The 23,859-nt window shown below is 56.6% G+C and carries 24 protein-coding genes and 1 tRNA gene; 12 read left to right on the top strand and 13 right to left on the bottom strand.

Annotation, left to right across the window (positions count from 1 at the left end):
- Positions 1-82 precede the first annotated feature (82 nt).
- Positions 83-520, top strand: coding sequence for a peptidylprolyl isomerase (locus SYC_RS00640; RefSeq protein ID WP_011242439.1), 438 nt, complete (start codon positions 83-85; stop codon positions 518-520).
- A 38-nt stretch (positions 521-558) separates the two neighbouring features.
- Here the strand turns inward: SYC_RS00640 and ribBA are convergent, their stop codons facing one another.
- The gene (gene ribBA, locus SYC_RS00635) at positions 559-2,244 is read right to left on the bottom strand and encodes a bifunctional 3,4-dihydroxy-2-butanone-4-phosphate synthase/GTP cyclohydrolase II (RefSeq protein ID WP_011242438.1); all 1,686 of its coding nucleotides are present in this window, start codon (positions 2,242-2,244) and stop codon (positions 559-561) included.
- 139 nt (positions 2,245-2,383) lie between these two features.
- A complete protein-coding gene (locus SYC_RS14120) occupies positions 2,384-2,518 on the bottom strand; it encodes a hypothetical protein (RefSeq protein ID WP_265575003.1) in 135 nt (44 codons plus the stop codon).
- On the opposite strand from SYC_RS14120, the gene argC reads away from it, so the two are divergent.
- Entirely contained in the window at positions 2,517-3,575 is a 1,059-nt protein-coding gene (gene argC, locus SYC_RS00630) for an N-acetyl-gamma-glutamyl-phosphate reductase (RefSeq protein ID WP_011242437.1), read from the top strand. The genes SYC_RS14120 and argC overlap by 2 nt on opposite strands.
- A 213-nt stretch (positions 3,576-3,788) precedes the next feature.
- On the opposite strand, the gene SYC_RS00625 is transcribed toward argC, so the two are convergent.
- From SYC_RS00625 to SYC_RS00615, 3 genes are all read right to left on the bottom strand, one after another.
- Positions 3,789-4,388: a hypothetical protein gene (locus SYC_RS00625; RefSeq protein ID WP_011242436.1), complete on the bottom strand. Its 600-nt coding sequence runs from the start codon at positions 4,386-4,388 to the stop codon at positions 3,789-3,791.
- Between the two features lie 120 nt (positions 4,389-4,508).
- Positions 4,509-6,257, bottom strand: a complete 1,749-nt coding sequence (gene menD, locus SYC_RS00620) for a 2-succinyl-5-enolpyruvyl-6-hydroxy-3-cyclohexene-1-carboxylic-acid synthase (protein ID WP_011242435.1) — start codon at positions 6,255-6,257, stop codon at positions 4,509-4,511.
- Between the two features lie 35 nt (positions 6,258-6,292).
- Positions 6,293-6,739, bottom strand: coding sequence for a hypothetical protein (locus tag SYC_RS00615; RefSeq protein ID WP_011242434.1), 447 nt, complete (start codon positions 6,737-6,739; stop codon positions 6,293-6,295).
- Positions 6,740-6,819: 80 nt separating this feature from the next.
- Here SYC_RS00615 and SYC_RS00610 point away from each other — a divergent pair, with 80 nt between their 5' ends.
- Positions 6,820-7,098 carry a DUF6439 family protein gene (locus tag SYC_RS00610; protein ID WP_011242433.1) on the top strand — a complete coding sequence of 93 codons (279 nt, stop codon included), beginning with the start codon at positions 6,820-6,822 and terminating at the stop codon, positions 7,096-7,098.
- 231 nt (positions 7,099-7,329) lie between these two features.
- On the opposite strand, the gene SYC_RS00605 is transcribed toward SYC_RS00610, so the two are convergent.
- From SYC_RS00605 to cbiB, 4 genes are all read right to left on the bottom strand, one after another.
- Positions 7,330-7,725, bottom strand: coding sequence for an ATP-binding protein (locus tag SYC_RS00605; RefSeq protein WP_231621403.1), 396 nt, complete (start codon positions 7,723-7,725; stop codon positions 7,330-7,332).
- Positions 7,726-7,962: 237 nt separating this feature from the next.
- Positions 7,963-9,564 (bottom strand): NAD(P)H-quinone oxidoreductase subunit 4, encoded by a 1,602-nt coding sequence (locus tag SYC_RS00600; RefSeq protein ID WP_011242430.1) that lies wholly within the window; start codon positions 9,562-9,564, stop codon positions 7,963-7,965.
- Positions 9,565-9,706: 142 nt separating this feature from the next.
- Positions 9,707-10,627: a homoserine kinase gene (gene thrB / locus SYC_RS00595; RefSeq protein ID WP_011242429.1), complete on the bottom strand. Its 921-nt coding sequence runs from the start codon at positions 10,625-10,627 to the stop codon at positions 9,707-9,709.
- An 80-nt stretch (positions 10,628-10,707) separates the two neighbouring features.
- A complete protein-coding gene (cbiB, locus tag SYC_RS00590) occupies positions 10,708-11,685 on the bottom strand; it encodes an adenosylcobinamide-phosphate synthase CbiB (protein ID WP_011242428.1) in 978 nt (325 codons plus the stop codon).
- Positions 11,686-11,932: 247 nt separating this feature from the next.
- Between cbiB and SYC_RS00585 the strand changes: the two genes are divergently transcribed.
- The 3 genes from SYC_RS00585 (at position 11,933) to fba (ending at position 13,824) form a co-directional block, all read left to right on the top strand.
- Complete coding sequence (locus SYC_RS00585; protein WP_011242427.1) at positions 11,933-12,367, top strand: VOC family protein; 435 nt, start codon at positions 11,933-11,935, stop codon at positions 12,365-12,367.
- Positions 12,368-12,437: 70 nt separating this feature from the next.
- A tRNA-Lys gene (locus SYC_RS00580) sits at positions 12,438-12,509 on the top strand.
- A gap of 241 nt (positions 12,510-12,750) precedes the next feature.
- The gene (fba, locus tag SYC_RS00575) at positions 12,751-13,824 is read left to right on the top strand and encodes a class II fructose-bisphosphate aldolase (protein ID WP_011242426.1); all 1,074 of its coding nucleotides are present in this window, start codon (positions 12,751-12,753) and stop codon (positions 13,822-13,824) included.
- 412 nt (positions 13,825-14,236) lie between these two features.
- Here the strand turns inward: fba and SYC_RS00565 are convergent, their stop codons facing one another.
- Entirely contained in the window at positions 14,237-15,325 is a 1,089-nt protein-coding gene (locus SYC_RS00565) for a CARDB domain-containing protein (protein ID WP_234701786.1), read from the bottom strand.
- Positions 15,326-15,457: 132 nt separating this feature from the next.
- Complete coding sequence (locus tag SYC_RS00560) at positions 15,458-15,877, bottom strand: hypothetical protein (RefSeq protein ID WP_011378035.1); 420 nt, start codon at positions 15,875-15,877, stop codon at positions 15,458-15,460.
- A 146-nt stretch (positions 15,878-16,023) separates the two neighbouring features.
- Between SYC_RS00560 and SYC_RS00555 the strand changes: the two genes are divergently transcribed.
- Complete coding sequence (locus SYC_RS00555; protein ID WP_011242423.1) at positions 16,024-16,842, top strand: carbonic anhydrase; 819 nt, start codon at positions 16,024-16,026, stop codon at positions 16,840-16,842.
- A gap of 35 nt (positions 16,843-16,877) precedes the next feature.
- Entirely contained in the window at positions 16,878-17,840 is a 963-nt protein-coding gene (nadA, locus tag SYC_RS00550; protein ID WP_011242422.1) for a quinolinate synthase NadA, read from the top strand.
- A gap of 19 nt (positions 17,841-17,859) precedes the next feature.
- On the opposite strand, the gene lpxD is transcribed toward nadA, so the two are convergent.
- Positions 17,860-18,927: a UDP-3-O-(3-hydroxymyristoyl)glucosamine N-acyltransferase gene (gene lpxD / locus SYC_RS00545; protein ID WP_011242421.1), complete on the bottom strand. Its 1,068-nt coding sequence runs from the start codon at positions 18,925-18,927 to the stop codon at positions 17,860-17,862.
- 64 nt (positions 18,928-18,991) lie between these two features.
- Between lpxD and SYC_RS00540 the strand changes: the two genes are divergently transcribed.
- Together SYC_RS00540 and SYC_RS00535 are read left to right on the top strand one after the other, a co-directional pair.
- A complete protein-coding gene (locus tag SYC_RS00540; protein ID WP_011242420.1) occupies positions 18,992-19,792 on the top strand; it encodes a phosphate ABC transporter ATP-binding protein in 801 nt (266 codons plus the stop codon).
- Positions 19,793-19,834: 42 nt separating this feature from the next.
- Entirely contained in the window at positions 19,835-20,296 is a 462-nt protein-coding gene (locus tag SYC_RS00535; RefSeq protein WP_011242419.1) for a hypothetical protein, read from the top strand.
- Here the strand turns inward: SYC_RS00535 and radA are convergent.
- Positions 20,293-21,729: a DNA repair protein RadA gene (gene radA, locus SYC_RS00530; protein WP_011242418.1), complete on the bottom strand. Its 1,437-nt coding sequence runs from the start codon at positions 21,727-21,729 to the stop codon at positions 20,293-20,295. The two genes, SYC_RS00535 and radA, sit on opposite strands and share 4 nt — an antisense overlap.
- Positions 21,730-21,933: 204 nt before the next feature.
- Between radA and rpaB the strand changes: the two genes are divergently transcribed.
- Positions 21,934-22,668, top strand: coding sequence for a response regulator transcription factor RpaB (gene rpaB, locus SYC_RS00525; protein WP_041676892.1), 735 nt, complete (start codon positions 21,934-21,936; stop codon positions 22,666-22,668).
- Positions 22,669-22,818: 150 nt separating this feature from the next.
- Positions 22,819-23,859 (top strand): phosphate acyltransferase PlsX, encoded by a 1,041-nt coding sequence (gene plsX, locus SYC_RS00520; RefSeq protein ID WP_011242416.1) that lies wholly within the window; start codon positions 22,819-22,821, stop codon positions 23,857-23,859.

The following is a 23,859-nucleotide window of genomic DNA, read 5'->3' as shown; positions in this document are numbered from 1 at the left end:
CCCCGTCTCCTGCTTGCATCAACTAGTTGCAGCTGAGCAACGGGCTAGGATCACAGGAGATCCACTTATCCACGCAGTCTGAATGACCCAAGCCATTCTGGAAACCGAGAAAGGCACGATCCGCCTGCAATTTTTTGACAACGACGCGCCGAACACGGTTGCTAACTTTGTGAAGCTCTCGCAAGATGGCTTCTACGATGGGCTGACCTTCCACCGCGTCATTCCTGGGTTTATGAGCCAGGGCGGCTGCCCCCATGGGACTGGCACCGGCGGCCCCGGCTACAAAATCCCCTGTGAAATCAACGATAATCCCCACCTAGCCGGAACGCTGTCGATGGCCCATGCGGGTCGGAATACGGGTGGCAGCCAGTTCTTTATCTGCCATGAGCCCCAGCCCCATTTGGACGGCGTGCATACGACCTTTGGGCAGACCGAAGATGACGAGAGCCTGAAAGTAGTGCGATCGCTGCGCAATGGCGATCGCATTCTCTCCGTCAAAATCGTGACCGATGCTGCCTAGCTAACCTAAGTTCAGCTGGGGTTTGTTTCGTGTGAGCCTCAGCTGACAAAGCTCGGTCGTTCCTGCAGCTGTAAGTGATAGATCTGCTGCAGCTTCAGGGTTTTGAACTGGCGGCTCAGATCCGGTAGCGGTAACGACTGGCGATCGAGCTGCACCTGCAAGCTAGTTAGCGGGTCATGACCATCCGCCAGCAGAAATTCCAGATCTTCTAAGCCATCGATCGCAGCCATTTGTTCCAAGCAATGCTGCAGCTGGTCGGCCAGTGGGGAATCGGGCGAGCGGTACCAGTCCGCTGCGATCGCTTCTGACTGGGCCAAGCCGACCTGCAGGGTTAGGACCTGGGGGCCAAAGAGCGCTGACGCCACCGATCGCAGCTCTTCTTGCAGGAATAATCCCTCTCCTTGCACCAGACTGCGAATCTGACCAATCAGCGTTTGGCGATAGGGATTGTTCTGTAATTCCGGCGTGAGATGCAGAGCGATCGCGGCTAGATGGGTTTTGAGGAGCAAGTGGCCGAGTTTTTCACCCTTAGTCGCCAGATAAGACGAATTGTAGGGGGTGGCTTCAATCAGCAGGGGGACGCGATCGACCACTTCTAGTCCATAGCCCTTGAGGCCGGCAATTTTGCGGGGATTGTTGGTGATCAGACGAATGCGCGTTACCCCTAGGTCGTTGAGGATTTGCGCCCCCACGCCGTAATTGCGCAGGTCAGCCGGAAAGCCAAGGCGGGCGTTGGCTTCGACGGTATCTAGCCCCAAATCTTGTAGTGAATAAGCCTTGAGTTTGTTGATTAGGCCAATGCCACGACCTTCTTGCCGTAGGTAGACAATCACGCCCTGACCAGCATTTTCAATCATCTTCATCGCGGCCTGCAGCTGCATCCGGCAATCGCAGCGCAGTGAACCGAAGGCATCACCGGTCAGACATTCGGAGTGAACGCGCACCATGACTGGCTGCTGACTAAAGCGGCTGGGATCGCCCTTGACCAGCGCCACATGCTCTGAGCCATCCAAGCTGTTGCGGTAGGCAAAAATCGTGAACTGCCCGAACTCACTCGGCAAAGTCGCGATCGTTTCGCGAATCACGAAGCGCTCATGTTGCAGCCGATAGCTGATCAGATCAGCAATGCTGATCAGTTTCAGCCGATGCTGACGAGCGTAGTCAATCAAATCCGGCAGCCGCGCCATCGATCCATTGGGATTCTGGATCTCACAGATCACCCCAGCGGGATAGAGCCCAGCCATCCGTGCTAGATCGACAGCGGCTTCGGTATGTCCAGCCCGCTTGAGGACACCGCCCTCCCGCGATCGCAGCGGAAAAATGTGACCGGGGCGGCGCAGATCGTGGGGCTTGGTCAGGGGATTGATCGTGGCTTGAATCGTTCGCGCCCGATCCTCAGCAGAAATACCAGTGCTGACGCCGAGATGGGGGGCCGCATCAATGCTGACGGTAAAGGCAGTTTGATTGCTGTCGGTGTTGCGATCGACCATCAGCGGCAAATCGAGTTGATCGAGGCGATCGCCCGTCATAGCCAGACAGATTAAGCCTCTGGCTTCCACCGCCATGAAGTTGATCTTTTCGGGGGTGGCAAACTGAGCCGCACAGATCAGGTCACCTTCGTTTTCGCGGTTTTCATCGTCAACCACCACCACCGAGCGACCGGCTTTGATTTCCGCGATCGCGTCGGCGATCGCATCAAACTGAAAGTCTTCTGGCAAAGTCACAGCAGCCAATCAAGGCTTACAAAAGTCATAGTTTCATCTTAATTCTCTGAGAAACTCCGGTCTGGGCAGCGCCATAGGAGGGATTTGGGAGCCTGGGCTAGCAGCCCTCACCCTGACCAAAAGGGGATAACTCGCTCAGCTAGGCGATCGCAGGCATCGTTTGAGCAGGCGGGGTCTCAATCTGAAGCATCAGGCGATCGCCGTGGCTGCCTGAGAGCCCCCACGAAGCGCTAAAATGCTGCTCCATTGCTGTTTGGCCTGTGGCTGCGTTCATGCACGAGTCTTCCCGTCTTCCCGTCGGTATTATTGGCGCTTCAGGCTATGGTGGCGTACAGCTCGTCCGGCTTTTGCAAGATCACCCGCAACTGGAGGTTGCTTACCTTGGGGGCGATCGCAGTGCCGGTAAAGAGTTTGCTGAGCTCTATCCCCACCTCGGCCCCCACCTCAACCTGACGATCGAAGCGATCGACGTCGACCGCATTGCTGAGCGTTGTGCGGCAGTATTCCTCTCGCTTCCCAATGGTTTGGCCTACGATCTAGCGCCGGCCTTACTGGAGCGGGGCTGCAAGGTTTTGGACCTCTCGGCAGACTATCGCTTCCACGACCTCAAGACCTATGCACTTTGGTACGGCGGCGATCGCCAAGATGCCGCGGTCGCGCACACGGCCATTTACGGTCTGCCAGAGCTCTATCGCAACCGCATTGCCAATGCCCAGCTGATTGGCTGCCCTGGTTGCTATCCTACGGCCAGCTTGCTGGCGCTAGCACCGGCTCTTAAACAGGGCTTGATCGACCCCGACACGATTGTGATCGATGCCAAATCGGGCACTTCTGGGGCCGGCCGCCAGGCGAAGACCAATGCCTTGCTCGCGGAAGCAGGTAATTCCGTCGGGGCCTATGGCGTCGCTCGGCACCGCCATACTCCCGAAATCGAGCAAATCTGTAGCGACCTCAGCGGTCATGAGGTGCTGTTGCAATTCACGCCCCACCTAATGCCGATGGTACGGGGGATTCACGCCACGATCTACGCCAAGCTGCGTGATCCCAATCTGACGACTGAAGATTGCTTGACGGTCTATCAGGCCTTTTACCGCAACGCTCCCATGGTCAAGGTACTGACGCACGGGACTTATCCACAAACCAAGTGGGCAGCGGGCACTAACCTCTGCTATCTCGGCTTAGAGGTCGATGCTCGCACGGGGCGAATTGTCTTGCTATCCGCGATCGATAACTTGATCAAAGGACAGGCAGGACAGGCGATTCAATGCCTGAACCTAATGCAGGGCTGGGAGGAAGGCTTAGGTCTGCCCACACTCTGCTACTACCCCTAGGTTGCGATCGCCCCAGTCCAAGAGGGCGGGCTCGTCCTCCGATTCCCTGTCCTAACGATGGGTCCGCCGAATCTGCTCCTGCTGTCCGAGCGATCGCTTTAGCTGTCTTGCTGACGGCTCTCCAGTAGAGCCGCATTAAAAAATCCCTGCTCGTCCAGTTGGATTTGCAGGGATTCCCAGTGAGGAGGAAAACCAGTTGGCAATCGCAGCCCGCTAGTCGAGGTAGCCCATCAACTCTGGGGAGGCGGGATCAATCGCGTTAGAGGCAACGGGGCGCAGACCAAAGGCGGATTCGATGCGATCGATTTTGAGCGTGCTGGCCATCGTGGGACGGGCGCCTGCATCGTTTTGCACTTTGACGATCGTGAAGTTATCCGCCGTGATTGGGCGCTGCTCCGGATCGCGATAGGAGCCTACGACCGTGATTGCGCTGACGCCTATGGGGCGAATCGCATTCGTCCCATAGGTGCGAGAAACTGCCAAGTTGCTGATGCCAATAGGGCGATCGCTGGGCAAGCCACCCGTTCCTTTGAGGATCAGGGCATTACCTTGCACATCATGCACGATCGCGCTGGACTCAGTCCCTTTGGTCGGCGTAATCGCAGTGTCGGAGGTAGACATGGTAGGAGCCTCAGCAGGTTCAGGAGCAATGGGTTCGGGCTGGGGGGGGGTGTCTGCGGCTTCAGGCATCGGGTCGGGAGTGGTCGGCGTCTCTGGCGTCATAGCAGACGTTTCGGTTGGCGTCGGTTGAGGTTCTGCGGCGGGCCGAGGCGTCCGTCGACGACTAGAAGGTCGGGAGTTTCCGCTCGTCATGAATAGTAGCCCTCACTGCTGCCAAGGTGATTGAGAAAAGCTAATGGCTCTGATAATCACCGCTTGTTCGGCAATTTGCCGCTTCTGGGGATCAATCTACCATTGGCCGGTGTCCCGATTTCAGCTCTGGCTGGGGATCGCCGCTAGCTCGGCAAATAAGGCGCGTCGCCAAGCGGCATTTTGTCGGCGATCGGTGAACAGATGGAGGACTCGGATGCCAGATGTCGGCAGGGTTTGAATCGCTTTGATCAGCTCCGCCTCAGTGGCGATCGCCTGATAATCGACGCCGTAGGCTTGGCAAAGTGCAGCAAAGTCCACCGTTTGCGGAGTGGCTACAAAGGGCTCAAAACTGGGTCCACAGTCGCGAATCGGCAGCAACTCAAAGATGCCGCCGCCGGAATTATCGATCAACACCACGGTGAGATGCCCCTGCAACTGCGATCGCTGCAGAAAGCCATTGCTGTCATGCAAGAGCGAGAGATCACCGGTAATCAGCACACTGGGGCGATTTTGATGGGCAATCCCGATCGCGGTGGAGAGCGTGCCATCAATGCCATTGGCTCCGCGACTGCAGTAGAGCGATCGCCGCTGATCATTCGCCAGCCAAAACCATTCCAGATCGCGAATCGGCGTACTATTGGCCACAAAGATCGGCGTTTGCGCAGGTAGATGCTGACTGAGCAACCGAGCAATGCCAGGTTCTGTCAGGTCAGGAACCTGGGCTAGATGCTGGGCGATCGCGGCTTGAACAGCAGTCTCTGCTTGCTGCCACTGGCGACTATAGTCACTGGCAGGTGCGATTGTGGCTGGGATGGCGATCGCCTCTACCGTCACCGGCAGATGATGGCTGGATCCGTGCAGGGGATCAAAATTCTCTGGACGGGGCGACACAATCCAGCGGGGGCAGGTTTGCTCAGTCAACCACAGCCGCAGTTCCTTGCTGGTGGGCAATTCACCAATTTGCAGCACTGCTTCAGGCTGGAGACTGGCTCGCCAGTGGGGTTGCCGCAGGATCAAGTCATAGCTACTGATCAACCGTGGACAGTGATCAGCGAACTGTCGCAAGGGCGTCACAGCATCACTGAGCACTGGCCAGCCCAGATGCGCTGAAAGCTGTGCGATCGCTTGCACAAACGCGGCCGGATCTTCTGGGGCGATCGGGCCCACAGTAATCAGTCCCTGTGAGGGTAGTGGCGGTAGCGGTTGCTGAATCTGTGGGGTGGGTACAGCTGTAAGCAATTCTGCGAAGAAATTCTCGCCGGGCCACTGTTGCGCTAACCAAGTTTGAGTGGCGGGATCGGCGATCGGCGCGAGGGGTTCCCGCAACGGTTGATTGAGATGAACCGGTCCGCCCCGCAGTGCCTGTTGCCAAGCCTGTTGAGCCGTTTGTCGCAGGTAGCGCAGTAAACCTAAATCCAGCACAGGCAAGGCCAGTTCGGCCTCCCAAAGCGCATAGCTGCCGAAGAGCCTCAGCTGATCGATCGCCTGGCCGGCATGACACTGACGCAGCTCTGGTGGGCGATCGGCGGTGATGACCAGTAGCGGCACGCCACTCTCTTTGGCTTCGATCACTGCCGGATAGAAGTTGGCACCCGCAGTTCCAGAGGAACAGATCAAGGCAACGGGTCGGTGACTGGCTTTTGCTCGCCCTAGGGCGAAGAAACCAGCCGAACGCTCATCCAAAATCGGGATGGCATCGATTTCTGGATGCTCTGCAAAAGCGATTGCCAGCGGTGCCGAGCGGGAGCCTGGGCAGATCACCACGGTTTGCAGTCCCAGCCTCACAAAGCTCTCCGCTAGAACAGAAGACCAAAGAGTATTGAGGTTGCGAGGGTCGATCGGCATGGTGATAGCGGCAGCTTGCCCCATTCTTTCACGGGCCACTTGTTCGACCTAACGCGGAGCTAGCGAGCGAGACAATGCAAAAACCAACCGAGCAAAAATCCTAAGCCGCCAAAACGAAGGAACTGCCAGAACGATTCTTTCAATGCGGGCCAATCGATCAGACGGCTTTCGAGGTTGACCTGGAGCTCAAGGATCTGGGCTTCCAAGCTACGTAGCTGATCGCGGGCAGACTTCCCTTCCTGTTGCGCGGCTTCTTGCGCCTCTTGAATCGTTTCCCAGCGCTGGCGATCGCGCACCACTTGCCGATAGCGATCGCCCACCTCAATCAACTGTTGCTGGGCTTCTTGAAGTGATTGCTCAAAGCGATCGCACCAATCGGGGCTGAGCACCGGCAGCGATCGCCGTTTACGGCGTTTCAGTCGTTGCCACCAAATCCAGAGGTAGCTCAGCGTCAGTGCGACGGCAACCGTCAGCAGCACAAAAGAGAAAAGTGACGAACCCTGCATTGAGCCCTGCCCAGACCATCCTGCGCCTACACTGCAAGGAGAGTCCATCGCTCGTCAAGTCTCTCCGCCCCTCAACACCCATGACGGCTTCTCCTCTGCAAAGTCCGGCTAGTCAAGCCCTGCGCGAAGTCGACACGATCGCGATCGCCCAAGTTCTGTTGGAACGGCTAGCTCTGACAGATGACCAATGGCATCGCTATAAAAATAATCGGCCGGTGCGAGCCCGCGAACAGACTGCTGCTGCAGTTCTAGCCCTGTTGCAAAATCGTCCTGACGATGCCCAAGCCCATCTGCAACAAGCGCTAGGGCTGCTCGATCGCAGCATCACACCGCCTCCTTGCCCCACCCATCGGCGCTAGGGATCGGGCTAGCCACAATACCTGCTGAATTACGCGCTGAGTCTCGGCCCACCAGCGACCGTGGCATTGTGATCAGGAGATGACTGAAGACATCGCTCATCACTTGCTCAACTGCCTGCTAGCAGTTGCTCAGCTAGCCTCCACAGCAATTTGTCATGATGACGAGGATTGAATCAGCTTGCCCAGGTCCGGTCAAATACCGGCTGAGACAAGCCCCCCAGCTTCAGCAAGTCAGGACATCGCCCAGCGAACAAGCATTTGATCAGGCTTGGGCTGCCAGGCGACCAGCGGGTGTGGTAGATAGCGGCAAAGCCGGAGCTGATTACCCGTTTCGTTCCAAATTACCTGGTCGAAAACTTGGCGCAAAATATATAAGCCTCGGCCCGATTCCCAGCTGCTGTCAGGTAGTTGACAGGCATGGGACTGCGTCTCTTGCAGGCAGTCGCCAAAGCCACATCCCTGGTCAGTGACCACCCACCAGTGGTGGGCACCAGAGCGAGTGTACTGAACAGTGATGAGTTTGCTGGGGTCAGAGCAGTTGCCGTGTTTGACAGCATTGACGAGCGCTTCCTGTAAACCCAGTTGCAGTTCCTGACGGTGGCGGGCTGGAACCTGGCGTAAGAGCACAGACAAGATCGGCTCAAGGTGCAAGGTTGACGCGAAGCTTACTTGCTCCCAAGTCGCTTCTGGTACTGTCACCACTGGGCAGACCCTCATTGCAACCATGCTTGACCTCTTTATCCTAGCTAGGCCCCCCCTGGCTGAACTGTTAGCAACGATACGAACTGTTGCGAGTAGAGATAGAACAAGGGCTGAAGTTGCCTTCAACCCTTGTCATTGTTAGAGCGATCGCCAAGCCCAGATTCAGTCGATCACAGGCGGAGCAGTCATCGAGACCGCAGTGGCTTCTTCAGCAGCCGGCATCTGGGAGTAGAGACTTCCCTGCTGGGCCAGCGCCACGACCGGCAAGTTGGACTGTACCTGAGCCGCCAGAGCCGTCGTGGTCACGTCGTACACCTGCGTCGTCAGCTTCGGATAGAAACCGATCGCTAGGGTCGGAACCAAGAGGCAGAAGGCAACGAATAGCTCTCGAGGTTTGGCATCAGCCAGAACTTGCCCCAGTTGGATGTTGTAGGTGCCGTAAAAGATCCGCCGCAGCATCGAGAGCAGATACATCGGCGTCAAGACGAGACCAACAGCCGCCAGCAGAATCGTGACGGTTCGGAAACCACTGCTGTAAACGCTATCGGTAAAGCCCAAGAACACCGTTAGTTCGCTGACAAAGCCACTCATGCCGGGCAGCGCTAAGGATGCCATGGCGGTGACGGTAAAGAGAGCGAAGGTAATCGGCATTTGCTTGGCAAGCCCACTGATTTGGGGAATCTGCAGCGTGTGGGTGCGCTCGTAGGCAACACCGGCCAAGAAGAAGAGTGCCGCTGCAATCAGACCATGGGAGAGCATCTGCAGCAGAGCGCCATTCAATCCCAAGCTGTTGTAAGCGGCAATTCCCAAAAGGACAAAGCCCATGTGCGAGATCGAGGAGTAGGCGATCTTGCGCTTCAGGTTGTCCTGGGCAAAGGCATTAAGCGCGCCGTAGATGATGTTGACAATGCCAAGCACGGCAAGAACAGGTGCAAAACGGATATGCGCCTCTGGCAGAAGCTGCACGTTAAAGCGAATCAGCGCGTAGCCGCCCATCTTCAAGAGAATGCCGGCCAGCAGCATCGAACCGGGTGCATTGGCTTCGCCGTGGGCATCCGGCAACCACGTATGGAGCGGGAAGATCGACAGCTTGACGCCAAAGGCGATCAAGAAACCAGCGTAGGCCAGTAATTCCAACCAGAGGCTGTAATCCTTAAGGCCAAGTTCAGTCAGGTCAAAGCTAAAGCTGTCGCCACTGAAGGCTAAAGCCAGACCAGCCACCAAGATGAATAAGGAGGCTAAGGCAGTGTAAAGGATGAATTTGGTTGCCGCGTACTGCCGTTTGGGGCCACCCCAAATCGAGATCAGCAGGTAGACCGGAACCAGCTCCAGTTCCCAGACAAGGAAGAAGAGCATCATGTCTTGAGCTGTGAACACGGCAATCTGAGCGCCGTAGAGCAGCAGCAATAGGAAGTGGAACAACTTGGGTTTAACGTTGATGTTCCACGAGGCCAGGATTGCCAGGGTGGTGACCAAGCCAGTCAGCAGAACCAAGGGCATCGATAGACCATCGACAGCTAAGGACCAGTTGAGCCCGATTTGCGGCACCCAGCTAATCTTTTCGACCATCTGAAGCCCTGCTTCACTGCGATCGAAATGCTGCCAGAAGGCGTAGACCATCAACGCAAAGTCCGCCAGCCCCACAAATAAGGAGTACCAGCGGACTGTCCGACCGTCCTTGTCAGGGATCAGTGGGATGGGAAGCGCTGCCAAGATCGGCAGCAGGATAATGCCTGTAAGCCAGGGAAATTGTTCGCTTGTCATCGGGTCTCCAGGTGCAAGCCTGGTCGATAAGCAGATTTGCTTAGTGGCTTGGCAACCAGTATATACCTGGACTGAGTAAAAATACTCAAGTTGGCGATCGCCACTTTTTTACATTGTAAATTTTTGTGACGCAATTGGCGCTTTAATTTTCGGTTTCCTGCTCAATCTGCGTCCCGGACTCCGCGATCGCCAAAATTTCAGCCCGGACCGAGAGGCCGGTTGCCTGCCAAGTTGTCAGCATGGCCTGGCGTACCGCTTCGGCGCGATCGGGGCTGGAGATCGCCAGCAAAGTCGGGCCTGCGCCACTGATCACCAGACCAAAAGCACCAGCTTCCAGGGCAGCAGTTTCCACCGCTGCGTAGCCCGGAATCAGGGCCTGGCGGTAGGGCTGATGGAGGCGATCCTGCAGTGCGGCTGCTAGCCATTCGCCATTACCGCTGGCCAGCGATCGCACCACAAGGCCAACGTGAGCAGCATTGAAAATCGCATCACTGCGGCTGTATTGAGTGGGGAGAACCTGCCGTGCCGCTTCGGTCGAAAGCTCGAAGTCCGGAATCGCGACAACTGGGATGAAGTCGGGGTGCCAGTCGAGATCGGCGATCGCCCATTGATTCTGGCGATCGCGAGCCGCCAAGCGACAACCACCGAGGAGCGCCGGCACCACATTGTCGGGGTGGCCTTCCAGCTCCGTTGCTAGATCGCAGAGTTGTGCATTGCTCCAAGGGCTGCCGGCCAGCGCATTCGCCCCCACCAAACCGGCGACGATCGCAGTCGCAGAACTGCCTAAACCTCGTGCTAGCGGCACCGCCAGCTCAATTTCCAGCTTGAGTGCTGGAACCGGCTGCTCCTGCTTTTCAAAAAACGCCGCGAAAGCGCGATAAACCAGATTGTCGCGATCGCCGCTGATCTTCTCGGCATCCATGCCCCGCGCCGTAATCTCTAGCTCGCCGGTTGAGGCAGGCGCAAACCAGAAGTGGTTGTAGAGCGTCAGAGCTGCCCCAAGGCAGTCGAAACCCGGACCAAGATTGGCCGTCGTAGCAGGAACAGCGACACGAACGCGCATGGAATCTGGAAAAAGCCTTTCCCAGAATACTGGGCTGGGGGACGCCCATCTTGGAACACCACTGTGAGCCGGCAGGGTTTCTAATGCCCCAACGCTAGTAGCAGTCCCGCGATCACAGCTAACCAAAGCAAAAAAGCGATGCGGGTTAACTGCAAGGCTTGCTGAATGACTGTGGCATCCAGCGATCGCTGTGGATCCCCCAGTAGCGGCTTCGAGACGATTTGACCTTGGTAGACGTTGTCGCCGCCGACTTGAACCCCCAGCGCAGCTGCGTAGGCCGCTTCGCTCCAGCCTGCATTGGGACTGGGATCCGCCGGAGCATCGCGGCAGCAAATTTGCCAGACCTGTCGGGGCTGACCACTGAATAGCGCGATCGTCAGCACCACCAAGCGGCAGGGCAACCAAGTCCAGACATCCTCGCTACGAGCTGGAAACCAACCTAGGTTCGTGTAGGGCGGGCGGCGGTAGCCCACCATCGAATCCAAGGTGCTGGCAGCCTTATAGGCGATCGCCAACGGAACAGGGCCAAGTCCCAGCAATACTCCTAATCCGGCATAGAACAGTGGTGCCAAAACACCATCCGTCGAATTTTCAGTCACCGTTTCCAGCACCGCTCGCTGAATTTCGAGCGCCGACAGCTGATCAGTATCGCGGCCCACGTAGCGACTCAGTGCCCTTCGAGCTGCTGGCAAATCCTCAGCAGCTAGGGGTTTCAGAACTTCCGCAGCTGCTTCCCGCAAGCTGCGACCGGCGAAACAGCTTGCCAGCAGAATCACTTGCAGACCTGCCGAGAGGAGTGGTGAGAGACGAGCGATCGCCCCAAAAGCAACCCAGCTAGCGATCGCGCTACCAGCCACCAGAACAATCGTCAGGACCATGCCTGAGATCCGCTGAGCGATCGCAGATTTCAGCCAGCGAAACGTCCAGTCGCGCCAGCAAGCGATGACCCAGCCCAAAGCCTGCACCGGATGCGGCCAACCCCAGGGATCGCCGACACCGTAATCCAGCAAGGCCGCCAACCCCAAGACCGCGATCGTCGTCAGTGACGCAGACATCATGACTGCCCTTGGAGTGCTGTTGGAGCCTCAAACCCAAACGCCTGCTCCCGCAAGCCGACTAATTGCAATGTCTGGCTCTTACCCGGGCAGTCCCACCGACCATCCTGTTGCGGGGGGGCTGGGGGAGTCGAGGCCCCCAGTGCGTGGGTGTGGGGGTGCGCAATCACCCCCACGGACAAAGGTTTTGATTGATAGACCAGAATCATCACAACCCAACTATCCACACCCACTTGCGCCCTGACCCACCATGCACCATGCATCGATTCGTACCGCCGATATCCACCGCGCGATCGACTTCTACGAACTTCTAGGATTTCAGGTTTGCGAGCGATTCACCGCTGGCTACACTTTGGCTTGCTGGATGGAAGGTTTGGGCGGCCGCATCGAACTCCTGCAAGTGCCCCAACCCCGACCTGCTGCTGATGCCTTCCACGACGAGCACTACACCGGCTATTACCATCTTTCTTTTGACCTAACCGCACTGACTCCCAATCTCAGTCAGTGGCTGGATGAATTTCAGGTCAGACTGCAAGCTCAGGGCGAAGCACCCGCGCCCGTCTTACTCACGCCACGCCAGCAGCAGATTGGCACCAGCATCTACGAAGTGATGTTTCTGAGCGATCGTGATGGGTTGCCGCTAGAGTTTCTGCGCTTCCAGACCCGTCTGGAACCCTCTACCTGAAGTCTCAGGTCCGACTACTTGCGAGATCAGGCGTTTATGCTAAATTAAAAAACGTGCCTCAATCAGGCATGGGTCGCTAGCTCAGCGGTAGAGCACTCGGCTTTTAACCGATTGGTCCTGGGTTCGAATCCCAGGCGACCCATTTTTTCAAGCACCACCAATCCCTTAATAGTGATTGAGAGAACGTCTGCCTTCAGTCGTTAACTCGATGCACGATCACCAGGTTTTTGTGGCAAAAGAAGTCGCGATCGCCGCTTGATCCCCCTTGGCATTGCTCGCGACCGTCTGCGGGGCTGCCCTTAGCCTAAGATTGTTTGAACAGAGAGTTGCGGCCTGGTCGAACAGGTCGTCAGCATTCAGGAACCCAAGTCGGAGGACCTTCTATGGCGCTCGTACCCTTGCGGCTCATGCTTGATCATGCAGCTGAGAACGAATACGGCATTCCTGCTTTCAACGTCAACAACCTGGAGCAGGTTCAGTCGATTCTGCAAGCGGCAGACGAAACTGATAGCCCTGTCATTCTGCAAGCGTCTCGGGGTGCCCGCAGCTACGCTGGCGAAAACTTCTTGCGCCACCTGATTCTGGCGGCTGTGGAAACCTACCCCCACATCCCCATCGCCATGCACCAAGACCATGGCAACAGCCCGGCGACCTGCTACTCCGCCATCAAAAACGGCTTTACCAGCGTGATGATGGACGGCTCCTTGGAAGCCGACGCTAAAACCCCTGCCAGCTACGAGTACAACGTTGAAGTGACCCGTCAAGTGGTGGACGTGGCTCACTCAATCGGCGTCAGCGTTGAAGGCGAGCTAGGTTGCTTGGGTTCCTTGGAAACCGGCAAAGGTGAAGCCGAAGACGGCCATGGTTTCGAGGGCACCCTCGACCATTCGCAACTACTGACCGACCCTGACCAGGCTGTTGACTTCGTTGAAAAAACGCAAGTCGACGCTCTGGCTGTTGCGATCGGCACCAGCCACGGCGCTTACAAATTCACCCGCAAACCGACGGGCGAAATCTTGGCGATCAGCCGCATCGAAGAAATCCACCGTCGTCTGCCCAATACCCACTTGGTGATGCACGGTTCTTCGTCGGTTCCCCAAGAGCTGCTGGAACTGATCAACGAATACGGCGGTCAGATTCCCGAGACCTACGGCGTACCTGTCGAAGAGATCCAAAAAGCGATCAAACTCGGCGTCCGCAAAATCAACATCGACACCGATAACCGCTTGGCCTTTACGGCTGCGGTTCGTGAAGCAGCGGCCAAAGACCCCAGCAACTTTGACCCCCGCCACTTCAACAAACCGGCGATCAAGTACATGAAACAAGTGTGCGTCGATCGCTACGTGGCCTTCAATACCGCTGGACAAGCCAGCAAGATCAAGCAAGAAGGCTTGGATGAGTTCGCAGCGAAATACGCCAAAGGCGAACTGCGCGCTCAAACCAAAGTGTTTGCCTAAACCCTAAGGAGGCGATCGCGCCCTCACTTTACCTCTCTGGAGTGCTGCGGAATCTCGACTTGTCGGGGTTCCGCTTTTTAGTGCTGGTCTTGATCTATATCAGTGTCGTACCGCTACAAATAGTTCTGCTCCTCTGGGATGAGGGTGAACGGTGGGAGGCTGATACCTTGTCGAAAGAGTGGAGAAATTGTTTGCAGAAGCGATCGCTTAATCAAAAAAAAGCTGCCTCGTCAGGAGGTCAGCTTACAGTTCTTGACTGCATCGTCTGCAGTACTTCGACTATAGAGTCGATCTCAGACAATTGCCAACTCAATCCTGAGAAACTTTTGGGCTGAATAATTGGGTTTTAACTGCCAAAGATAAATCTAAAGATCAGGTTTATAGATTGAATTAAAAATTTCCATTTTAAATTTTAAGCACTCAGCGAGTCTTCAGAACAAGGTTGCATCAGACTGGGCGTAAAGACTGTAGTGATACTGGCCCGATTATCACTGAGATTCTCTTCCAGAATGGTTTGATCAGGATTGGCAATCACTTCAATCAAGTTTGTGCCTGCCTGTAACGGCAACCCAGCAATCGGATAGGCCACGTCTTCACGATCGCCTTGGGCTAACCAGGGTAAGCGCAGGGCACGATGCCCCCGATAGCTGTTGTTAACCACGATCACCACATCCGCATCACTAACATCCATTCGGCCTTGGTTGGCAATCGTGAATCGTAGTAAATCCTCCTCGATACGGAGATCTATCACTGCCAAGTCAGCCTTCAGCACCTCGACAGCTGCAATCGGATAGAGGATCAACCCTTGAATCAATCTCAGTCTCGTATTGGGATGTTCATGGTGGATGTGCCCTGCGAAGCGCAAATCGCTTGAGCAACCGTGAATGTGAAGGTGAGCATTCGCCTGCGGTACAGTCACAAGCCCCGTTTCAGGATGGCGCGCATAAAAGCCACTGAGATTCCAGACGGGGGCAGGCCCAAGGAAATGATGGAGCGGGTCACCTGACTGTTCGGCAAAGTAAAAGTGCTTGAGGCTCTCGTAGACATTGTCCTCTTGGCGATCGCGCAGCAACCGCCCCCGTTGCCAGAGACAGAGCTTGGCAGCAACTGTCACTACCAAGGCTTGCCAGTGGGCTTGCAGACGGATACCAAAGTAATCGGCTGGGGAATCGATCTGAGCGATCGCAGCGGCAACCATAGCTTGCAGCCCTGCTTCAACCGGCGGCAGGCTAGCGGCGTCAACAGAGATCCCCAGTCCAGCGCCATTACTGGTGAAGCAGACATAGGGGAAATGAATCAGCTCTGAACTCGGATCCTGAAAAATTGCTGCTCCCGTTTGCGGTTCCCCTTTGTAGATAGTGGTGGCATCCCCTTCTGGCAAGAAACAGAGCTCGCCGTTATCAATTTCGGTGGTGGTGCCTAGGCCAATCACCTCCCCTTGCAGAGGAATCTGACGAATAGAATAGTGTTCGCTGATGTCACCTTGAATCAGTGCCGTCACAGTGTTAGCGACAGTAAGTTTCAACATCTCTTCGCCTAGATAGGGGCTGTTCTCCAAATCCTGTGGGTAGTGATCCAAGCTGTGGAGTAGCCTGCAGCGATCGCGCCTAGTGCTTTGCTGTATGGCGTCTCGCTAAAAAGGAGCGGGTGTAAAAGTTGTATTGAAAATCGAGTTAATTTGGTTGATAGTTTCAACCGACTGCAGATCAATTTGCGCTCCTTGTAAGTAGGGCTGGCTTTGGAGTTGTTGAGCAACATCCTGATTGATTTGCCTGCTTTCCTGCTTGAGTCGAGTCTGGATTGCCACCGTTTCTTCAGGCGTAATCTTGCCATCTTGTAGAGAGTTACAAATTGGCAGCAGCGCATTGTATTGGCGATCGCTCAGACTGGAGAGATCCTGACGGGTAATCGTGCCGTTATTGAGGTTGACGCAAGTGAGATAGATCAGCGTTGTGCCGTAGAGACTGCTAGGGGCTGGCTGAGCCATGACTGCGACAGGGACTCCGATCACGCTGATGGCGCTGACCACTGCTGCCCCACTCAAAACTCGCATGCTGCACTCCTCAGGGAATCTCTGTGGCCTTAGCCTACCCAGCTGAGGGATTGTCTGCACTTATCGACTCCATCGGATTTTGCAAAGCTTGTAGGCGGGCGATCGCTTCTCCGCGATAATGCTTCTCAGTCCCGAGTATCACTGGCATGCGCAAGCTCATCGAGGGGTTACGGCATTTCCGTACGTCCTACTACCCGTCTCATCGGGACCTGTTCGAGCAGTTTGCCAAAGGTCAGCACCCTCGAGTCCTGTTCATTACCTGCTCAGACTCGCGCATTGACCCTAACCTCATTACCCAGTCGGGCATGGGTGAGCTGTTCGTCATTCGCAACGCTGGCAATCTGATCCCGCCCTTCGGTGCCGCCAACGGTGGTGAAGGGGCATCGATCGAATACGCGATCGCAGCTTTGAACATTGAGCATGTTGTGGTCTGCGGTCACTCGCACTGCGGTGCGATGAAAGGGCTGCTCAAGCTCAATCAGCTGCAAGAGGACATGCCGCTGGTCTATGACTGGCTGCAGCATGCCCAAGCCACCCGCCGCCTAGTCTTGGATAACTACAGCGGTTATGAGACTGACGACTTGGTAGAGTTTCTGGTCGCCGAGAATGTGCTGACGCAGATCGAGAACCTTAAGACCTACCCGATCGTGCGATCGCGCCTTTTCCAAGGCAAGCTGCAGATTTTTGGCTGGATTTATGAAGTTGAAAGCGGCGAGGTCTTGCAGATTAGCCGTACCAGCAGTGATGACACAGGCATTGATGAATGTCCAGTGCGTTTGCCCGGCAGCCAGGAGAAAGCCATTCTCGGTCGTTGTGTCGTCCCCCTGACCGAAGAAGTGGCCGTTGCTCCACCAGAGCCGGAGCCTGTGATCGCGGCTGTGGCGGCTCCACCCGCCAACTACTCCAGTCGCGGTTGGTTGGCCCCTGAACAACAACAGCGGATTTATCGCGGCAATGCTAGCTAGGATCGAAGCATCTTCGACCCTGCTGAGATCTGCCTGTGTTCCTCGCTGCTGATCGTCCCACCACTGATCTTCCTGCCGACTTACCTGCCGCGATCGCGGCGCTCAAGCAAGAGCTGAATGCGGTTATCTTGGCGCACTACTACCAAGAAGCGGCGATTCAAGATGTGGCGGACTACATTGGTGATTCACTCGGTCTGTCGCGCCAAGCCGCAGCAGCGGACGCCGATGTGATCGTCTTTGCCGGCGTCCATTTCATGGCCGAGACGGCGAAAATTCTCAACCCACAGCGACAAGTGTTGCTGCCGGACCTGGCCGCAGGTTGCTCCTTAGCCGATAGCTGCCCACCCGAGGCATTTGCCGCGTTTAAGGCCGCTCATCCCAATCACATCGTTATTTCCTACATCAACTGCACCGCCGAGATTAAGGCGCTTAGCGACATCATCTGCACCAGTTCCAATGCGGTGAAGATTGTTCAGCAGATTCCTGTGGATCAGCCGATTATCTTTGCCCCCGATCGCAACTTGGGTCGCTACGTCATGCAGCAAACAGGCCGTGATTTGGTGCTCTGGGATGGCAGTTGTATTGTCCACGAGACCTTTTCAGAACAACGCCTGCTGGAACTGCAAGCGCGGCATCCCGACGCCGAAATCATCGCGCACCCCGAATGCGAAACGCCGGTTCTTGATCAGGCTCGCTTCATCGGCTCGACGACAGCATTGCTAAACTACAGCCTCAACAGTCCCAGCCGCGAGTTCATCGTCGTCACCGAGCCGGGCATCATCCACCAGATGCAGCAAGCGGCGCCGGAGAAGACGTTTATTCCTGCCCCTCCCCAAGACACTACCTGCGCCTGCAATGAATGCCCGTTCATGCGGCTGAACACGCTCGAGAAACTCTATCTCTGTATGCGCGATCGCCGGCCGGAAATTCAGATTCCAGAAGAAACCCGCCTGGCAGCCCTTCGCCCAATCGAGCGGATGCTGGCAATGAGCGCTTGAGTCTGAGGCTTGGCTGCCGCTAGGAACTGGGGCGATCCTGTTCCAGCACTTCCACGCGCCGTATTAGGTTGCGGAGGCTGCGGTAGAGCTCAGGCAAGCGATTGTAGACAGCTGAGGTTTTAAGCCATTGCCGATTGGGGATGGCTGGATAGCCCGAAACAATCGCCCCGGCTTCGATTTCACCGTGGATGCCGGATTTTGAGGATGCGATCGCGCGATCGCCAATCTTGACGCGGTTAGCAACGCCCACCTGTCCCGCCAGAATGACGCGGTCACCGACTTCCACTCCCCCAGCGAGGCCGACTTGGGCTGCCATAGCGCAGGCTTTGCCAATCTGGCAGCCATGGCCAATATGGACAAGGTTATCGAGCTTGGTTTGAGCACCAATCCGAGTTTCGCCAACTGCAGGGCGATCGATCGCACTGTTGCACCCGACTTCAACGCCATCTTCCAGCACAACGATGCCGGACTGCTCCATCTTGAACCAGCCGCTGGCGGTGGGCACAAAGCCAAAGCCTTCTGCTCCGATGACTGCACCGCTGTGGATCACGCAGTCTTGCCCGATTTGGCTGCGCTCATGAATCGTGCTGTTGGCATGGATCTGGCAGCGATCGCCGAGGCTGACGCCGGGATAGAGGACAACATTGGCATGCAGGATGACGTCATTGCCGATCACGCAGTTCGCGCCAATCACCACATGGGCACCGACACTGACGCGATCGCCCAACTGGGCGCTGGGATCAATAACGGCGCTGGGATGAATGCCCGCTACCGGCCGAAAGGGTTGATAAAAGACTGCGATCGCAGCAGCAAACGCCAAGCGTGGCTGAGCTGTCGTCATCCAAGGGAGATTGCGAGCCTCAGCACGGGCCTGTAAGGCTGGATCCGGTGGCAAGATCAAAGCACTGGCCGCTGTTTGCTCAATCCAGTCCTGTAGGCCGCTCTCCTGATCGAGAAAGCTCACCTGTCCTGATTGCGCCTCGTTGATGGCCGCGACTCCGTGTAGTTCTGGATCGCCTGCGATCGCCTTGGCGGTACAGGGGCCAGTTTTGGCCTCCAGGTGTTGCAGAAACTCACTCCAGCGCATGCCTCATTCCCCAGGTGAACCGCACAGGATCTTAGCGGACTGACTCTCCCCTACACTAAGCACCATGGAGTTTTTACCGCCGCCGCCCCGTTTCACTGACCCCGCACTCCGCCTGCAGGGGTTGACGGTTGAGCATGGCGATCACTGTCTGTTGCATCAGATCAGCTGCGAATTTCCTCAGCAGACCATCACTGCGATCGTCGGCCCTTCTGGCTGTGGTAAAACCCTGCTGCTGCGCTGTCTGAACCGACTGAGTGACCTCCAGCCAGAGCTGCGGGTAAGCGGTCAAATTTGGCTACGCGATCGCAATCTGCGCGATCGCCAAGTCAATGTTGAAAGTTTGCGCTGTCAACTGGCCCTGATTCGTGGGCCTGCGACCCCGATCGCCGGTAGTCTCTATGACAACATCGTCCTACCTGCTCGTTTACAGGGCTATCGCGGCAATCTGGAAGCGCTGGTGCGGGAGGTGTTGACCATTGTTGAACTGCCAGAAAATTTAGACCTCCAGCAAGCGGCCCGCCATTGTTCACCAGAGACCCAACTCCGCCTCTGTCTGGCCAGGGCGACCGCCATGGAACCTGACATTCTGCTCCTCGATGAGCCCTGTCTGCCACTGGATTCAGCAGCGACCCTTGCCTTTGAAGAACTGCTGCTGCGGCTCTGCGATCGCCACACTATCCTTCTGATCACCAACAATTTGGCCCAAGCCGGACGCTGCGCCACCTACACAGCCCTGCTCCATCCTGTCCTGATCGACGAACAGAAACTGCCCGTGACCAAGCTAATTGAGTTTGCACCGACCAGCCAAATCTTTCGCCAGCCCCAGCATCCGATCACCGATGACTTTGTCTGTGGTCGACGCTAAAGCGTCGCAATAATAGAAAAGCTGCTTGCGAAGGAAATCACTATGAAAATCTGGCGATCGCTCAGTCTCTTGCTCGTACTGATTGGCGGTCTGATTTTCGGCGCGGGCCCAGCGTTGGCTATCACTCAGCTCAATGTCACCACCGTTGACTATCAACAGTGCCCGGCTGAACTCAATTCAGGAGCTGTCACCAGTGGCGGTAGTAGTCGCCCAGCCACCTGCTACTTGGTGGTGGGCACGCTCAACAACCCCAGCAACAAAACCGTCTACGACGTCGATATCTACGGTCGGGTCTACGACGCGAACGGCGACTCAGTGATGCAAAATCGCACGCGCTTAGGTGAGGTTGAGGAAGTGCCGCCGGGCGATCATCCTTTCGAAATTCGGATCAGCGTTCCGGCCAGCCAACCAGAACCACTGCAACTTAAGCAATTCAAAGCATCGGGCTTCAGCGCCACGGTCCGGACCCAACTGCTAGAAGAACCGGCTGAATCTCGTTTCTAAGAACGATCGCTGCTCGGGGGGGCTTCTTGCAGCGCTAGACCGATCGCATCAACCAAGCGGCTGACCGGCACCAGTTCCAGATCCGACTCGCAGCGCTCCTGTCCCTTGGGTAAGAGCGCTCGTTGAAAGCCGAGCTTGGCAGCCTCCTTGAGGCGCAGTTCAACCTGACTGACAGGGCGCATTTGTCCCCCTAAGCCGATTTCACCAATCAGTACCGTATCGGGCCGCAGGCAGCGATCGCGGAAACTGGCGACAAGAGCGATCGCAATTCCCAAATCCGCAGCGGGTTCAGCCACATTCAGCCCGCCAGCCGAGGCGACGTAGGCATCGAATTTTGACAGCGGCAAACCCAAGCGTTTTTCTAAGACCGCCAAAATTTGCAGCAAGCGGTTGTACTCAATTCCCGTACCAGCACGGCGCGGTGAACTATAGCTACTGGGACTAACGAGGGCTTGCAGCTCGACTAGCAGCGGCCTGGTGCCCTCGCAGGCGACGATCGTAGCTGTACCACTAGTTGCTTGATCACGACTGCCCAGGAACAGCGCTGAGGGATTACCGACCTCTTCCAGACCGCGATCGACCATCTCAAAGATGCCCAGTTCCTGAGACGCTCCAAAGCGGTTCTTGACCGATCGCGGCAGTCGGTGACTGGCAAAGCGATCACCCTCGAAGTAAAGCACCGTATCGACGAGGTGTTCCAACACCTTAGGCCCCGCGATGGCGCCGTCTTTGGTGACATGACCGACGATCAGCAAGGTGATTGTCAGTTGCTTCGCCACGCGCATCAGGGCCGCCGTGCATTCCCGCACTTGGGCGACGGAGCCCGGCGCAGACCCGAGGGCTGGGCTGTAGAGCGCTTGGATACTGTCGATGATGGCAACAGGGGGACGCAGAGTCTCCAGTTCCGCCACGATCGCATCCAGGTCGATTTCCGGCAGTAAATAGAACTGCTGATCCGCCTGATTGGGCGATCGGTGGGCTGCAATCCGCTGCCAGCGCAGCTTGACCTGCTGACCCGATTCCTCGGCACAGACGTAGAGAATTGGCTGCTGTTGGGAGAGAGCCGTGGCGGTCTGCAGCAGCAGTGTTGATTTACCAATGCCCGGATCACCACCAATCAACACCAAAGAACCCGGCACTAACCCCCCACCGAGAACCCGATCGAACTCGCCAGAACCTGAGGCAATCCGCTGCTGACTGACATCCGCGATCGCACTGAGGGGCTGGGCAGCAACCGCTTGGGGTGGGGCTTCAGCTAAGCGATCGCGGCGTTGTCGGGAAGGTAAGACGGTCGCGATCGCCGTCTTAGCCGTTGGCGCGATTGCTTCCTCCACGAGGCTATTCCAGCTTTCGCAGGCGGGACAGCGGCCGACGTAACGCGGTGCACGATGGCCGCAGTTTTGACATACATATTCGCTTCGCGATCGCGCCATTCGTTACAAACCTTTAAATAATTTTGACAATTTTTTGTGTTGTAACGGATTGCTTAAAGTCAATGACGGTAACCTTTCTGACGATGACGAAACGATAAGAAATACGATTATCCTGTTATTGATTTGCAGGTTCACTGTCATTTTGCTGCGCCATTCGCTTTTGGCGAATCTGAGTCAACCGACGACCTTTGAGAGAGGCCAATCTTGGAAAATCGCAAGGAAAAAATCCTCGTTGTCGACGATGAAGCGAGCATCCGGCGGATTCTTGAAACTCGGTTGGCGATGATTGGTTACGAAGTTGTCACCGCAGCCGACGGCGAAGAAGCCCTCATCACCTTCCGCAATGCTACGCCGGATCTCGTGGTGCTCGATGTGATGATGCCCAAGCTCGATGGCTATGGCGTTTGCCAAGAGCTGCGCAAAGAGTCGGACGTTCCGATCATCATGCTGACAGCCTTGGGCGATGTGGCCGATCGCATTACGGGGCTTGAGTTGGGAGCTGATGACTACGTCGTCAAACCCTTCTCGCCTAAGGAACTAAAAGCGCGAGTCCGCTCGGTGCTGCGTCGGGTCGAAAAAAGCGGTGCTAATGGCATCCCCAGTTCGGGCGTCATCCAGATCAACAGCATCCGCATCGACACCAATAAGCGCCAAGTCTACAAAGGCGATGAGCGCATCCGTCTGACGGGCATGGAGTTCAGTTTGTTGGAACTGCTGGTCAGCCGCTCCGGTGAACCTTTTAGCCGCGCCGAAATCCTGCAAGAGGTCTGGGGCTATACCCCCGAGCGCCACGTCGATACCCGCGTAGTCGATGTCCACATCTCGCGGCTGCGCGCCAAATTGGAAGACGATCCGGGCAACCCTGAGCTCATTCTGACGGCCCGAGGAACCGGCTACCTCTTCCAACGCATCGTTGAACCGGGCGAAGAAGGGCGTTAGAGCAGCCAGCGCCGGCAGCGATCGTCGCGCTCATAGTCAGGGGATGGGGCGCTGCTTCGTCGAGTGCAGCCATCGATCCCCGTTATTCTTGTGATTCAGGCGCAGACAAAGGGTCTGATAAAATCCGGTGAGATTCAGGGACGTAAGCCGATGACGCGTGCGCGGATCGCGGTGGACGCAATGGGCGGCGATTTCGCCCCCGAGGAAATTGTGAAAGGGGCTTTGCGCGCCCAAGAAGAACTCCAGGCCGATGTGATTTTAGTGGGCGATCCCGATCGTCTGCGGGCGATTTGCCAAGATCATGCGCCCCATCTACAGGTGCGGATTGAGGCTGCTGAAGAAGCGATCGCGATGGAAGACGCGGCGGTGTCGGTGCGCAGCCGTCCCCGTGCTTCGATCAACGTCGCCATGGATCTGGTCAAGGCGGGCGAAGCGGATGCCGTGATTTCTGCAGGGCATTCTGGCGCTGTCATGGCCTCTGCGCTGCTGCGGTTGGGGCGGATTCGTGGAATTGATCGCCCCGCGATCGGTGCCTTGCTACCAACGGTAATCCCAGGCAAACCCGTGCTGGTCTTGGATGTCGGCGCTAACGTCGATTGCAAGCCCCGCTTTCTCGAGCAGTTTGCAGTCATGGGCTCAATCTACAGCCGCGATGTCTTGGGGCAAGCGAACCCGCGGGTCGGCTTGGTCAACATCGGCGAAGAAGATTCCAAGGGCAACGAGCTTGCCCTCGCTAGCCACCAGCTGCTGCGCAACAACCCGCGCATTTGCTTTGTCGGCAATGCCGAGGGGCGCGATGTGCTCTCAGGCCAGTTTGATGTGGTGGTCTGCGATGGTTTTGTCGGCAACGTCTTGTTGAAATTTGCCGAAGCGGTTGGCAGCGTTTTCCTCGAAATTATTCGCGACGAACTGCCACGTGGCATGCGGGGCAAAGTGGGATCGACTCTGCTGCGCCGCAACCTGCGCCGAATTAAACAGCGGCTTGACCATGCTGAGCATGGGGGGGCGCTGCTTTTGGGTGTGAACGGCATTTGCATCATTAGCCATGGCAGCTCCAAGGCACCCTCGATTTACAGCGCCATTCGCTTGGCCGTCGAAGCTGCTGAAAACCGCGTCATTGACCATCTCCACCAGATTCAAGAGCCGCCTTCTCCAGCAGCTGACCTGGTGACTGAGCCAGTGGTGAGCTAG

Source organism: Synechococcus elongatus PCC 6301 (assembly GCF_000010065.1).
GTDB classification, from domain to species: Bacteria; Cyanobacteriota; Cyanobacteriia; order Synechococcales; family Synechococcaceae; genus Synechococcus; species Synechococcus elongatus.
Note: the sequence above shows the minus strand (reverse complement) of the source record. Positions and strands in the feature narration are given on the sequence as shown.